This is a genomic window from Bacillus haikouensis, assembly GCF_013179555.1.
Lineage (GTDB): Bacteria > Bacillota > Bacilli > Bacillales > Bacillaceae_B > Rossellomorea > Rossellomorea haikouensis_A.
Genome location: NZ_JABMCR010000002.1, coordinates 1 through 13504, shown reverse-complemented (window position 1 = coordinate 13504; position 13504 = coordinate 1). Strand labels below are relative to the sequence as shown.

Annotated in this window: 16 protein-coding genes; 15 read left to right on the top strand and 1 reads right to left on the bottom strand. The window is 39.6% G+C overall.

All coding sequences use genetic code 11. The features are described from left to right. Positions 1–59 precede the first annotated feature (59 nt). The 14 genes from HP456_RS00355 to HP456_RS00290 all read left to right on the top strand — a co-directional run bounded on the left by HP456_RS00355 (position 60) and on the right by HP456_RS00290 (position 10976). Positions 60–515: a GNAT family N-acetyltransferase gene (locus tag HP456_RS00355; RefSeq protein ID WP_172248019.1), complete on the top strand. Its 456-nt coding sequence runs from the start codon at positions 60–62 to the stop codon at positions 513–515. 121 nt (positions 516–636) lie between these two features. Continuing rightward, the gene (locus HP456_RS00350; RefSeq protein WP_172248018.1) at positions 637–1362 is read left to right on the top strand and encodes an alpha/beta fold hydrolase; all 726 of its coding nucleotides are present in this window, start codon (positions 637–639) and stop codon (positions 1360–1362) included. Positions 1363–1438: 76 nt separating this feature from the next. Beyond that, a complete protein-coding gene (locus HP456_RS00345) occupies positions 1439–2020 on the top strand; it encodes a histidine phosphatase family protein (RefSeq protein ID WP_246288611.1) in 582 nt (193 codons plus the stop codon). A 120-nt stretch (positions 2021–2140) separates the two neighbouring features. Next, complete coding sequence (locus HP456_RS00340) at positions 2141–3076, top strand: sigma-70 family RNA polymerase sigma factor (RefSeq protein WP_172248017.1); 936 nt, start codon at positions 2141–2143, stop codon at positions 3074–3076. 134 nt (positions 3077–3210) lie between these two features. After that, a complete protein-coding gene (locus HP456_RS00335) occupies positions 3211–3591 on the top strand; it encodes a GNAT family N-acetyltransferase (protein WP_172248016.1) in 381 nt (126 codons plus the stop codon). Between the two features lie 175 nt (positions 3592–3766). Beyond that, entirely contained in the window at positions 3767–4696 is a 930-nt protein-coding gene (locus HP456_RS00330; RefSeq protein WP_172248063.1) for a zinc-binding alcohol dehydrogenase, read from the top strand. A 45-nt stretch (positions 4697–4741) separates the two neighbouring features. Continuing rightward, entirely contained in the window at positions 4742–5398 is a 657-nt protein-coding gene (locus HP456_RS00325) for a zinc dependent phospholipase C family protein (RefSeq protein WP_172248015.1), read from the top strand. Positions 5399–5534: 136 nt separating this feature from the next. Next, positions 5535–6239, top strand: a complete 705-nt coding sequence (locus tag HP456_RS00320) for an alpha/beta fold hydrolase (protein ID WP_216663123.1) — start codon at positions 5535–5537, stop codon at positions 6237–6239. A 562-nt stretch (positions 6240–6801) separates the two neighbouring features. After that, the gene (locus HP456_RS00315) at positions 6802–7020 is read left to right on the top strand and encodes a hypothetical protein (RefSeq protein WP_172248014.1); all 219 of its coding nucleotides are present in this window, start codon (positions 6802–6804) and stop codon (positions 7018–7020) included. Between the two features lie 97 nt (positions 7021–7117). Further along, positions 7118–7588, top strand: coding sequence for a GNAT family N-acetyltransferase (locus HP456_RS00310; RefSeq protein WP_172248013.1), 471 nt, complete (start codon positions 7118–7120; stop codon positions 7586–7588). Positions 7589–7602: 14 nt separating this feature from the next. Beyond that, positions 7603–8226, top strand: a complete 624-nt coding sequence (locus HP456_RS00305) for a class I SAM-dependent methyltransferase (RefSeq protein ID WP_172248061.1) — start codon at positions 7603–7605, stop codon at positions 8224–8226. A gap of 147 nt (positions 8227–8373) precedes the next feature. After that, complete coding sequence (locus HP456_RS00300) at positions 8374–8685, top strand: hypothetical protein (protein WP_172248012.1); 312 nt, start codon at positions 8374–8376, stop codon at positions 8683–8685. A gap of 411 nt (positions 8686–9096) precedes the next feature. After that, positions 9097–9852, top strand: coding sequence for an HAD-IIB family hydrolase (locus HP456_RS00295; protein WP_172248011.1), 756 nt, complete (start codon positions 9097–9099; stop codon positions 9850–9852). 293 nt (positions 9853–10145) lie between these two features. Further along, positions 10146–10976, top strand: coding sequence for a glycerophosphodiester phosphodiesterase (locus HP456_RS00290; protein ID WP_172248010.1), 831 nt, complete (start codon positions 10146–10148; stop codon positions 10974–10976). Between the two features lie 94 nt (positions 10977–11070). Here the strand turns inward: HP456_RS00290 and HP456_RS00285 are convergent, their stop codons facing one another. Beyond that, positions 11071–12429: an aminotransferase-like domain-containing protein gene (locus HP456_RS00285; protein ID WP_172248009.1), complete on the bottom strand. Its 1359-nt coding sequence runs from the start codon at positions 12427–12429 to the stop codon at positions 11071–11073. A 140-nt stretch (positions 12430–12569) separates the two neighbouring features. On the opposite strand from HP456_RS00285, the gene blaOXA reads away from it, so the two are divergent. Beyond that, positions 12570–13355: a class D beta-lactamase gene (blaOXA, locus tag HP456_RS00280; RefSeq protein WP_172248008.1), complete on the top strand. Its 786-nt coding sequence runs from the start codon at positions 12570–12572 to the stop codon at positions 13353–13355. Positions 13356–13504: the final 149 nt, after the last annotated feature.

Here is a 13504-nt window from a genome sequence, read left to right as displayed (position 1 = left end):
GCTGTTTACGGGAACGTTGGGACCATCGCGGCAAGTGTTATCAATTATCCATGGAGGAAATGAATGTGAACAAACAATATGCAATCATTGAATACCATCCCAAGTATGCATCAAAGACAGTTAAAATGTGGCGGGATAGCAAGGAGCAAGCTATAGATCAAAAAGAAATCCATCCCTTTGAAAATCATGTTTATTTTATCAACCATATTTTACCCGAACGGTTTCAAATCAATTTAGCGGTAATCAATGAAAAAGTAGTGGGCCTGATTGCTTATAACAAAACTGAAATCAACCAACTATATATTCATGTTGATCACCAAGGGATCGGTATAGGTGAAGCACTGCTTAATATCGCAAAAAAACATTCAAGCGGCAGCCTGACCTTATATACATTTGAAAAAAATAAAAACGCGCAGCGGTTTTATGAAAAGCATGGATTTATTATCATCGGCAGGGGAACTGAGAATGAAGAAAATCTACCGGATATTCTATATGAGTGGACGTTTAAAAAATGATGTAAATAACGCAGCTTCGGAATGAAACCACTTTCCGAGACAGCTGGTAATTGAGATTTGTTTTTTAGATACCACTGCTCAATTAGAATTGCAGCATAATAGAAAGAGAGGCACTGCATTAATGGCAAAAGAAATGATGGTTAAAATAGACGATTGTAGACTATTTGCTAAATTAGTTGGCAATAAAACCGGCAAACCTACTATTGTAATGGACGCGGGATATGGAGACTACTCGAAGGCGTGGGATAAAGTAATCGATCATTTATCAGAAATGTCTAATGTTCTCATTTATGATCGCGCAGGTCTTGGAAAGAGTGAACCAAGTAATGCCCCAAGAACCAGTAGAGAGATGGTAAAAGAATTGAACCAGCTTCTTAAAGAAACTAAGGTAAAGCCTCCATACATATTAGTCGGTCACTCATTTGGGGGAGTAAATGCACGATTATATGCAACTGAATTTCAGAGGGAAGTCTGCGGCATGGTTTTGATAGATTCAACTCCTGAAAATTATAGAGAGAGATTTCTGCCTGCAATGTCAGAAGAGTTTCAAAGATTATACAACAAGCAATTCGTTCACGAAGGCAACTATGATGAATTTATGGAAAGTTTAAAACAGATAAAAGACTCAAAAACAAAATTGAATATGCCACTAATCGTTCTTTCAGCTGGCCAAAAAGCTCATTACTCAAAAGCCTCACAGGAATTATGGAATGAAATGCAGAGTGAACTTCTGGATCTATCTGCAGATGCTGAGTTCATCATTGCTGAAAATAGTGCCCATTATATTCAGAATGATCAGCCGGAAGTGGTCATCGATGCAATGAGAAGATTGATAGACCTCTGTTAAGAATGTGAGTGTGACTCAGTGGAAAGAACTTGATGTTAAACCTACTAGCAGGAGAAACTGATTTTGGAGGAAATGTATGTCGACTACAATGGTTTATATGGTAAGACACGGAGATTCACCTAAAGAGGGTAATGAAAGAACAAGAGGGTTAACTCAGAAAGGTCTTCTGGATGTTCAACGAATAACTGACAGATTGAAAGTAGAAAACGTAGATGTTATAGTTTCAAGTCCATATTTGCGCTCGATACTAACAGTTGAAAAAGCAGCAGCACAAATAGGACAAGAAGTGATTGTAATGGAAAATTTAAAAGAAAGGGTATTTTCATCTGCGCCCGAACGAGTATCTGACAAGGAATTAGCTTCGTTGTTGGAAAAATCTTTTTCTGACCCACGTTACTCTTTAAAAGGTGGAGAGTCAAATACTGAGTGTCAAAAGAGAGCGATAAATGTATTGACAGATCTATCGGACATATATAGAGGAAAGAAAGTAGTAGTAGGTACTCACGGAGCCATTATGACGTTGATGATGGCACATTACGATCGCGGCTTTGATTTGAAATTCTTACAAAATACATCTAAACCGGATATTTATAGAATGGAATTCAATGGTCAGGAATTAGTGGATATTCAACGGTTATGGGAGGTGCCTGCTCCTTAAGCATTCTTGAAAATGCTAGAGTTAACGTAATTGCTAATTAGTTGAAAATAAAACTTACCCGTATCTTTTATTCTCCTAACTGTGTTTTATAAAGTGAAAGAATAGAAGGAGGGAGTGTCAATGGATAAACTTGAAACTGTATCCAGCGATATGCGGGATCTGAAACAGAAGTTTGATCAGCTTATAATTCCCCACAGGCCGGCACTATGGAAATATTGCAGGATGATCACCAGCTCGCCTTGGGATGCAGAGGATTTAGTACAGGAAACACTTTTAAAGGCATACAGCGCTCTGCCAAGAATATTTCAGCCGTTGATTCCGAAAAGTTACTTATTTCGAATCGCTACGAATACATGGCTGAATCAACAAAGAAAGCTAGATAGAATAATAGTGGAAGAACATAACGATGAGTTACATATAGACTTGGATCCGTTTGAGATTAGAGAAGCGATCGAGAGGCTGGTAACCAATTTGTCTCCAAAGCAGCGTGCAGTTATCTTACTGTTTGACGTTTTTCAATTTAAAGGAAGTGAGGTGGCAGAAATGATGGGTTCAACGGAAGGGAGTGTGAAGGCACTTCTGCATAGAGCCCGTACAAATTTGAAGAAACTAAATCAAGGGAAGCACCATTCTGCAATAGAACAAGAAAGTGTTATTGCAACAGATAAGGTGGTTGAAGCCTACTTAGACGCTTTTAACCGGAGAGACCCTGATGCAATTGCTGAAATGCTTGATGAAAATGCTGTAAACGACATTGTCCATACTTCATTTGAATACGGGAAGGACACAATCAGGAATCATTCTCTGGCGGGATGGGCAAATGATCCAATGCCAATGAAAGCTGTTTACCAAATGCTCTGGGGCAAACCAGCCATTGTTGTTATGACTGAAAAAGATGGAAATGAAGCGGTGTATAGCTTAATAGAATTAGAGTTTGATACTGGTGCTATTGTTAAAAAACGAACTTATTACTTCTGTCAGGACTTGCTGGAGGCAGTCGCCGGGGAATTACAAGTACCAGTTCATGAAAATGGATATATTTATTTTGGGGCATAACTGAAAATGACTAAGAGCGATGAATAAAGGTTGCTGAAGAACGTCAGGTGGTTCTTCAGCAAATCTTTATTTCATAGACGTAGCAATAATAATCCCGTTATATAAGTAAAGGTGGGGAATCTAAGGTGGAAGTTATGAGTTATAAAGTAAGACAAATAAAGGCTGTTGAACTTGTTAAACTTTATAAAGGGGAAGGTTGGTGGGAAGAAAGAAAAGAAGAGGATATTGAAGAGATGCTAAAACAGGGGGATTCAGTTGGTGCCTGGAACAAAGGTGAACTTATAGGGTTTGCCAGAGCTGTATCAGACGGTAAATTCAGAGCATACATAGAAGATGTTGTCATACATAAAGACTATCAAAACTCTGGTACAGGAACGAAGCTTCTGGCACAACTCGTAGACGAACTTTCACACATAGATATTATTAGCCTGTTTTGCGAAGAAGAATTGCTCCCGTTTTACGAGAAGAATAACTTTAAGTTTAGCAAATCACATTTAGTGATGCATAGAAAGTAAATAACAAACGAGACTCAGCGTAAGGGAGCTTATCCGTAACAGGGTAGGCTTTTTTTGAAATAAACGATTGAGTTAACTGTCTTTATTTGAAATAATTGGTAGTAAGTTCATTTATCAGGAAAAGTATTAAAGTATAAACTCGAAGGAAAAATTTTTTTTACTAAGGACTGAAATGATGATTCAACATTCACTTGTTCTACTCGGAAAGCAAAAATTAGACTGGAGAAGAAACGGGCTAAGGCACATAGAAAAGGATGAGATTTTAGTCCAAACCATCGCTGGAGCAATCAGTATTGGTGCAGAATTGCCACAATATAATGAATCGGACGTTACTGATTCCAATCCTCATTACCCAAGGGAGACAGGCTATGAAAGCTATGGCAGAGTCATAGACATAGGAGAAAGTGTGACAGACATTGAAGCAGGGGATCATGTACTGGCATCCTACGGGCATAAAAATGCAGAAATAGTAAAAGCCAATAAAGTGGTCAAGGTTCCAGATGCTGTGCCATATCGGCATGCTCTGCTTAATACGCTATCTTGTGATGCCGGAAAAGGGGTGTTGAAACTTCAACCTGAACCCGATGATAGAGTTCTAGTCACTGGTGCAGGGACTATCGGATTATTAACCGTTCATTTCCTTAAAAATTATATGAATGTAAAACATATCGATGTATTGGAGCCAGATGAATCGCGAAGAGCATTGACATATACTTTTGGTGCAGCCAATTCCTATTCTGATAGAGAACAGGTTCCAACAGCTTTTTATGACTTTGGACTGGAATGTTCGGCGAGCGGGAATGCATTTCATACCTTGCTAAAATCACTGAAGCATCACGCGGAAGCTTGCATTTTATCAGATGGCAATAAGGAACTTTTCTGCCTTAATGAAGATTTTTACGAAAAAGAATTAAGAATTGTATGTTCAAGTGACGGTTGGGATTACCAGGAACACTCGAGATGGTTCTTTCCGGAGAGTGTCAAAGCCCCCTATTTATCAACCCTATTTGAACATGAAATCTCCTCAGACCAGTTAATCGATTGTTTCGCGGAGCTCAGTAATCAAACAATCAGGCCATTAAAAGTATTAGTGAGGTATCTTTGAAGAGCTGCAGGATCCGTTACTTACAAAATAAAGGAGTGAGCGTAGTTGGCTACTTGGGTGACCCACTTTAGGATTGCTGAGGAACTGTTAAAAACAGATATCCCTGTTTCACCAATAGAGTTTTTGGTTGGCAATATCGGTCCGGATTGTGGACTTATTGGAGAGGATGGCGTCCCGCAGCCTCCAAAGGAGATTACACATTTTGAGGTTGAAGGCAGAATCAGCGCGGATTCTTTTTATAAGCAGTATCTTCGCGATGACAAAGTGACCCTGTCTCGTGAGTTCTCATATTATCTTGGCTATTACATTCATCTGGTGACGGATGAAAAATGGATTAAGCTCTTAGACAGAAAGAAGAAGGAAAAAGTGTATCAGGATATATTGAATTCTCCCGAATACGCTGGACTCGTCAAGAAAGATTGGTACGGGTTGGATTTCTTATACCTCAAGCATCATAAAGACAATATATTCTGGTCGGAATTTCAACATATCACAGCCTTTCCAGAGTACTTGAGCTTCTTCAAAAACGGCCAGACATTTGAACAGATCCAGAACATAAAGAGTTTCTATCAAACCAGCTCGATTTCAGAAGATCACGAGTTTATTTATCTTAAGGCAGATGAAGTAAATGATTTCGTGAGAAAAACGTTACAAGAGGTAAAAGAAGGATTGAACGAGAAGAGAGGGCTGCAGCTGGTTTAAGGGGTGATCTTGACTAACAATTGAATCACTTCATCAGAAACTGCCGGTCTGGCCCCATTCATTTTAAAGGACGATCACCAATAGTAAGTGATCGTCTTTATTTTATAAAAGATGTTTAATGGAATAATATGTTAATATGGAAGTAAGTAGGACAAAGGGGGAGATTACCATAAAGAGAATCTATTTCTTACATGGTTTTATGGGTACAGCTAAAACGCATTTTTCAAATCAGATAGCTGGCTTGGAGGATCGTTATGAACTCATTCTATTAGATTTACCTGGGCATGGAAATTCTTTAGTGGAGGCAACTGATCATTATTTTGAAGATGCACTTAACTGGGTTACAACTAAAATCAGGGAAGAAGGAGAAGGGTATGTAATAGGTTTGTCATTAGGAGCTTCTCTGGCAATACATCTTGCATTTGAAGAACCGGAGCTCGTGAACGGAATTGTGCTTACAGGTTACTCACCGTTCATCCCTGAAGAGTTAGAGGACGTAATGAAAAAACAATATGAATACTTCTTAAATATTGAAGAAAACGATCCAAATACAGCTGAGCACTTTAACACTCTGCACGGAGATAAGTGGAAAAAGACCATGAAGAACGTTCTTCAAACAATGACTTTTCGTTATCCTGCTGCTGCTCAAGAGGACATTCAAAACCTTAAAGTTCCAACACTCATTCTGAATGGCGGTAATGAATTACATGAAGTCGAAGCAGCTGCTTATATCAAGAAAATGAATCATGAAGTGAATATTGGATTGGTTCCTTATGCAGGTCATACGGCAAATATAGACCAGCCGGAAATATATAATAGAATGATTGAAGAATTTTTGTGAGAGCTCGACTAATATAAACAGCAAGTTCTTTAGGGAAACGTGAGGAGGTGTTTAGTACGAATGGATATTTCATCGGTGACATGTAGTATCAAATTTTTTGTTTTGCATGTATGGCACTGATTATTTCCTCATTGTGAACCATTTTCGTTCTTTGTCTAAACGCAGGAAACAGCTCGAAACAATTGAGAGGAAAGTAGATTTGATCTACGAACAAGTAAAAAGAAAAGATGATTAGCTGTGGCATTGTGAAATAATTGGTATTAAGTTTAGTGCTCACTATATGGAATTCCTTAGGATGAAATTCACTCTTGGAACAGAGGTGATATCGGTGAATCCAAATAAAAAGGATAGTCTAAGGAAAGTGCAAGGCGTATATAGAAGGCAAAAGTACCACAAGAAGGCAGCTGTAAACAATAATGGAATGTGGAAGATTATTGTGAGCATCTGTGTGATCATTTTGTTTTTCTTTATAATCACTAGTGCTTTGTTTGATATGGGTGTACCTTTTCCAAAATTTTTTGGCAGGTAATATGTACCTTCCGGTATGAGATTGGGAGGGGAAATGAAAATGATGTACTTCTTTATTTTTGCAGGGGTTTTAGTTTTATACTTTGGAATCAGAATTTGGATCGGTTCAAGGAAAATAGAGTTTTACGGTGACAGCATTAAGAAAACATCTAACAATAGGAGGGACCAAGCATACGAAAAGTCTGCTCAACATTCCCAACAAGCCATGAATGCTACTAATCAACCAGGTGGCGGCGGAGGTCCGACTGAATAATGTATACCATTGAAGCAAAAGAACTGCTAAATTATTCTCTCGCAACATTTGATGGTACTCTTTTAAAGCACATCAAAAGTAAAAATGAGGTTAAAAAATGAATATCAGAAAACTAACCCAAGGTGAAAAACTTCCGATGGAATTATTGTTATTGGCCGATCCTTCAGAAGAAATTGTTATGGAATATGTGAACAGGGGAGAATGTTTCGTTGTGGAACAGGAGCAGAATTTTGTCGGGGTGTATGTTCTGCTGCCAACAAGACCGGAAACAATCGAGTTGGTGAACGTTGCTGTTGCAGAGGAGCAGCAGGGACGGGGTATTGGGAAACAGCTGGTGATGGATGCGATCAAGACAGCCAGGACCAAAGGCTGCAAAACAATCGAAGTGGGTACCGGGAACTCCGGCATTGGACAATTGGCTCTTTATCAGAAATGTGGATTCAGAATCGTGGGTGTCGATCTGGACTTTTTCATTAGACATTACCCTGAAGAAATCTATGAAAATGGGATACAGTGCAGGGATATGATTCGGCTTTCTTTAAGTTTGAAGAGCAGTCAACTCGCATAAAATGAGGTGAGGAAATAGATAATCGCTGGAATGAATTCATATATAAAGTCTGGTCTCCTTATTACGATAAGTTTTTTAACAGCGGGCAATTCCTCAAGGCACGGAAGGAGATATTCAGCGGATATCACTTTGCTGAAAATCAAAAGATTCTATTCGTTGGGGTAGGAACTGGAGCGGATTTGGAACTGTTTGATCACAACAATTTAATGATCACAGCAATAGATTATTCCGATGACATGCTTAATAAAGCTAGAGAGAAATTCAAGGGGTCGACTATTCAATTCATTAAGATGGACGCTCAAGAAATGAGTTTACAAGATAATCAGTTTGATGTAATTGTAGGGAGTCTCGTATTATCAGTTGTTCCCGATGCTGACAGATGCCTTAAAGAAATGCTGAGAGTATTAAAGCCGAACGGAGAAGTGGTCATCTTTGACAAATTCGCCCCAAAAGAAAAAGGGCTTTCTCGTATTAAAAAAGCAATTAGACCGTTTATCAAGCTTTTGGGTACTGACATTGGAATCAATTTTGAAGAGTTGTGTGAGAAGAATAAGAATACTACATATATCAAAGAAGACACGTCACTAATGCTCAGGGGGATGTATCGAAAGATCGTGCTGGGCAAAATCAATGTTTAACGATTTCTCAAAGTTACTTTCCTGCTGACAGTAAGCTTACTTCTATATTCATTCAACAGGTGCTTTGGTTCTAATATGAGTCGGACACTACAGCCTGTCATTGTTGTTGTATAAATTAACAAGACCATGTGTTGCGGAGGATTGATCGTGGAATGTAGAAAATTACCCTTAGTACCTTTTGTTCTAATCTTTTTAACTGCTATTGCATTATTCTACTGTATCAGTCTTTACAATGACTTTTATAATTGGACTTATTTTATAAATTATTTTGCCGGAGGCTTTCTGGGATACACGATTGTTAAAGGAAAAAAGTTTCTATTCATTTACTGTGCAGTGACTTTAGTGCTGCTGATTATTGACCAATTTTTCAGTATAGGGATTGGTGTGAATGATGTATCAATAGCTTTAACAGGTACAGGCTATTTGTTTGGAAGGTACCTTGGGAGGAAGGCAAGTTAAAAAACAGGGTAAGTTCATCTTTGCATATCGAATGAACCGGGGGCTTCGGATTTATTGTTAACAAAAATGATTGATTGCAGAATATACAATGATTTGGAAGTGATACGTAAGGGAGGGATGAATCGTTTTGGTAGATAAAATCATATCAAAAGCACATTTGATTTTATTTCTTATTTTATTCTTTTCATTCATCAGAACCGCCTTTGATCTAGTCAATGTTCAATCTTTATTTAACTACTTATCAATATTCTTATCCTTTGTGGCTGTTATCAGTATGTCTATTGTATTAGTAATCATTCATAAGGAGAAGAATTCAAAAGAAGAAATAACTAAATGATCAAGTACCCTTTAATACCTGATCGTTGCTTCAACAGTAATCATTCCTGAATTTCCAGCAGAGAGGTGAAACATGTGATTTTTGTATTTGATTTAGATGGAACCATTTGTTTTAAGGGTGAACCTTTGACTAACGACATTTGTGAAGCATTGGACTTTTGTCTGCACCAGGGGCATGAAGTTATTTTTGCTTCAGCCCGGCCGATTCGAGATCTACTACCTGTTTTGCCTGAGAAGTATCGGCATTTTAGAATGGTTGGAGGGAATGGTGCGTTTACATATAAAGATGAGGAAATCAGCGTCCATACTTTCAAACCAGAACTGGTGGAACAAATTCAAGAAATTATTGGAGAAAATCAGCTTACTTATTTGATAGACAGTGATTGGGATTACAGCTATACAGGAGATGTACAACATCCCATCTTTCGAAATCTTGACCCTGAAAAACGTGCGGTAAACATGGAATTAAGTCATCTGAAGAAGATAGCCAAATGTTTATTATTCACTGCTGATGAATCGATCAAAAAGCAACTGGAGAGTTTACCCTTGGAAGTCTGCGAACATGGCCAGGAGGGGGTGTTGGACATTAGTCCGTCGGGAATACATAAGATGGAGGGACTGAGAGGTTTAGGTATACACCCCGGGGAGTTCATTGCATTCGGAAATGATCAAAATGACCTGGAGTTATTCAAAAATGCCAAATACAGTGTATGTGTGGGGAACCATCCAGTACATTTAAATGCCAATCTTGTAGTTGAAGTCGAATGTGTTTCCGCAGCCATTAGAAATATGAGTGAATCGTTCAAGAATGGTTTACTAATCAATTCTTAATTCCAAAAAAAGGGTGCCTTAACTATATTGTTTGGGCATTCTCTTTAACATATTTCGATTACGCTGTTAACCTATGGTTTATTAACGAGTAAAAGATGAAAACAAGTCAATTAACGGGAAGACTACCCCAATTACACATCTAAGATTGTTAAGTAGATTGTAAAAATACGTAAGGAAAAAGAACGAATTTTGTTAACGCAATCTTTAAGAAGCTATACATCTATCGATACACAAGATCAACATCTCCAATCTAAAATACAGTTGAATACATATTTTAGATTGGAGATGAAATAATGAGCAAAAAATTATTAATCGGTACAGGAGTGGCTTTTTCGTTATTATTCAGCTCTTTCAGTCAGGCGTTTGCAGAGGAGCCGACAACGGGGGAAAGAAAGCAAGTGGATAATGTAGCACATCGCGGGGCGGCAGGGTATGCACCTGAAAATACAATTGCCGGTTTTGATCTGGCAGTTGATATGAAGGCTGATTATATCGAAATCGACGTACAAAGAAGTAAAGATGGTGAATTGGTCGTCATCCATGATACAACAGTGGATCGGACAACAGATGGAACAGGAAAAGTAGGGAATTTAACACTTCAACAGCTTCAACAACTTGATGCAGGCAGTTGGAAAGAAGAATCATTTGCAGGAGAAACCATTCCTGCGTTTGAAGAGATTCTTGACCGATACCACGGAAAAGTCGGTATTCTAATCGAATTGAAGGCTCCAGAACTGTACCCGGGAATCGAAGAACAAGTGGCCGAAGCATTGAAAGAGAGAAATCTTGATCAACCACAAAATGAAAAGATCATTATTCAATCCTTTAACTTTCAATCAATGAAGAAAACGGACCAGCTGCTGCCCAAAGTGCCAGTCGGCGTATTAACATCCAATCGGACACATACAACAGCAGAGGCGTTGAAAGAATTTTCAACCTATGCGGAATGGTTCAACCCAAGCTATGGAATTGTAACAGAAGAAGTAGTGGATCAAGTTCACGCCCAAGGCATGCAAATCGGATCATGGACGGTACGCAGTCAAGAAGCGGCAGACTTTTTATTCGATATGAACGTCGATGCCATTATCACGGATTACCCGGATTATGTAGATCCTAGAAATTAATACATTTGTTAAAAGGAGAAACCACGGGGACAAGAATCCCGTGGTTTTTTTGTACGGAAAAATAAAGCTTAGGTACCTGTCCTTCAGGCTCTCCCTACATAAAATAAACCGACTTCACCAAAACTTCCTCTATCCCTTCACCTATCTTCCTAACCCCTTCCCCAATGTGCTCATCTGCAACCTGGGACACGCTGAGCCGTATTAAGTTTTCCTTCTTATAAGGAGGGAGATACATATTTGCTGCGTCTTGGACCAGGACTCTTTTTTTCTTGAGGTGCTCGGCCAGGTGTTTTGCTTTTATGTGCCCTGGCAGTTCGATGGTCGAATAGAAACCTGATTCTGCTCCTGAGAAGGTTGTCCCTTTGGGCAGGTAATCCAGATACGCCTGCTTTAGGATCGTTCCCTTTCTTTTGTATTGTTGTCTTAACTTATGGATGTGCGTTTCGTACATGCCGCTTTCCAGATAGATTTCCAAAGCACCTTGGGTGAGAACAGGTGTGTGCACATCGGCTGCGAATTTCGCTTTCGTGAAGTCATCGATCATGGTCTCGGGAAGGACTGCAGTGCCGAGCCTTAAGCCGGGAAGGAGCACTTTAGAGAAGCTTTTTGTATAAATCACCCTGCCGGATGGATCGTAAGCAAACATTGGATCCGCCTTTCTGCTTGTATCGAGATCTCCCATATAATCATCCTCAATGAGATACACGTCATACCTTTGCGCGAGTTCTACGATTCTCTTTTTCTCCTCGTTTGAATAGCAGTAGCCGGTTGGATTCTGGAATCTTGACACCGTGTAAAAACATTTTATATTTCGGTCCCTGAATATCTCTTCCAATTGATCAAGGTTGATGCCCCGATTCGTCATCTCGATGCCGACAAAGGGCAAGCCTCTGGACGTAATCGAATCTATAAAGCTAAAATGTGTGGGCTGTTCCACACAGATTTCCTCTTTCCCGTTTGGAAAGGGGAGGGAAACAAGGATGTCCAGTGCCTGCTGAGATCCTGTTACAACAGCGATTCTTTCAGGGTCTGCGAACACCTGAAGATCTTGAATCTGTTTGGAGAGCTGGTGGCGAAGGGAAAGTAGACCAAGCGGTTCGGAGTATTGAAACATTTTTTCTTTATAAAGGTCGATCGCCTGATTCATACAATGCTGATAGTCCCGGTATGGCATCTTGCTGCGGTCAGGTCCGGCAGATAAAAAATCGATAAGCCCGGATGGCCGGCTTTGTTGTTTGGCAGAGGTTCCCACAAGAAAGTAACCGCTCCTTGGAACCGCATATACTTTATGTTCTCTCTCCAACTCTGCATACGCTTTGATGATTGAATTGATACTGCATTGAAGTTCTTTCGACAGGACTCGAACAGAAGGGAGTCTTTCCCCAGGCATGAGCCGGCCATCTTCCGTTCTGGCTTCGATTTCTTTTATGACTTCTTCATATTTCGTCAGCATAATGGGTTCTCTCCTTCGTTCTGTATGGGTACAGATGGGAATAACAACGCTTTCCGTCTTCTATGTAGTTGCTTATAGTATAGGGTATCAACAGGAATCGGACATCATTAGATATTCCTATTATGCGGGGAGGATGAAAGATGAAGTTATGGAGAGCAGGAGTTCTATTATTATTTGCATTCGCACTCGTTTTTTCGGGTACAGCAGAGTCCGGTGCCAAGCAGACAAAGGCACTGCAGATTGAAGAGTTTTTCAACGGGGATGAGGGGACGATGGTGTTGACAAATCTTAAGAATAACCACACTTACGTCTACAATGAAAAAAGAAGCACCCGAAACCTAACTCCTGAATCAACTTTTAAAGTGGCTAACGCATTAATCGGTTTACAAACGAACGCAGTGAGAGATGAGTACGAGGTAAAGCGCTGGGATAGGGTCGTGAGGGAATTCGAAACATGGAACCGTGACCACACATTGGCATCTGCGATGAGAGAGTCTGCCATATGGTTTTATCAGGATATGGCAAGGGACATCGGGGAAACTGAAATGCAAGGATACGTGGGTGAAATGGGATACGGAAATCAGGACATATCTGGAGGAATCGATTCATTCTGGCTGAACAGCACACTGAAAATATCAGCTCTTGATCAGTTGCAGTTTATGAAAAAACTCGTAAATGAAACATTGCCATTCGATGAAAAACATCAAAAAACTGTGAAAAGAACGATGATTCAAGACGAACAGGATTCCTATACCCTCCACGGAAAAACAGGTACAAGACTGTCAGACGCGGGGCTTGGATGGTACATTGGATACGTTGAGACGAAAAAAGACACATGGGTTTTCGCCGTCAATATTAATGGAAGCGGATCCGAGGCGAAAAACATTGCACTCAAAGCATTGAAGAAACAACTCATAATAAAGTAAAGAAATGCATCCAGCCATCAAAGTAAAGTTACCCCTGATTTTGGAGAATATAGAGGAAAGTGGAAGAGGCGATACCTACAAAGAAGAGATGGCGGCAGGTGAAGAAATGAAAGAATATATGTATACAAAGATTTTCGGGAGTATGGTGG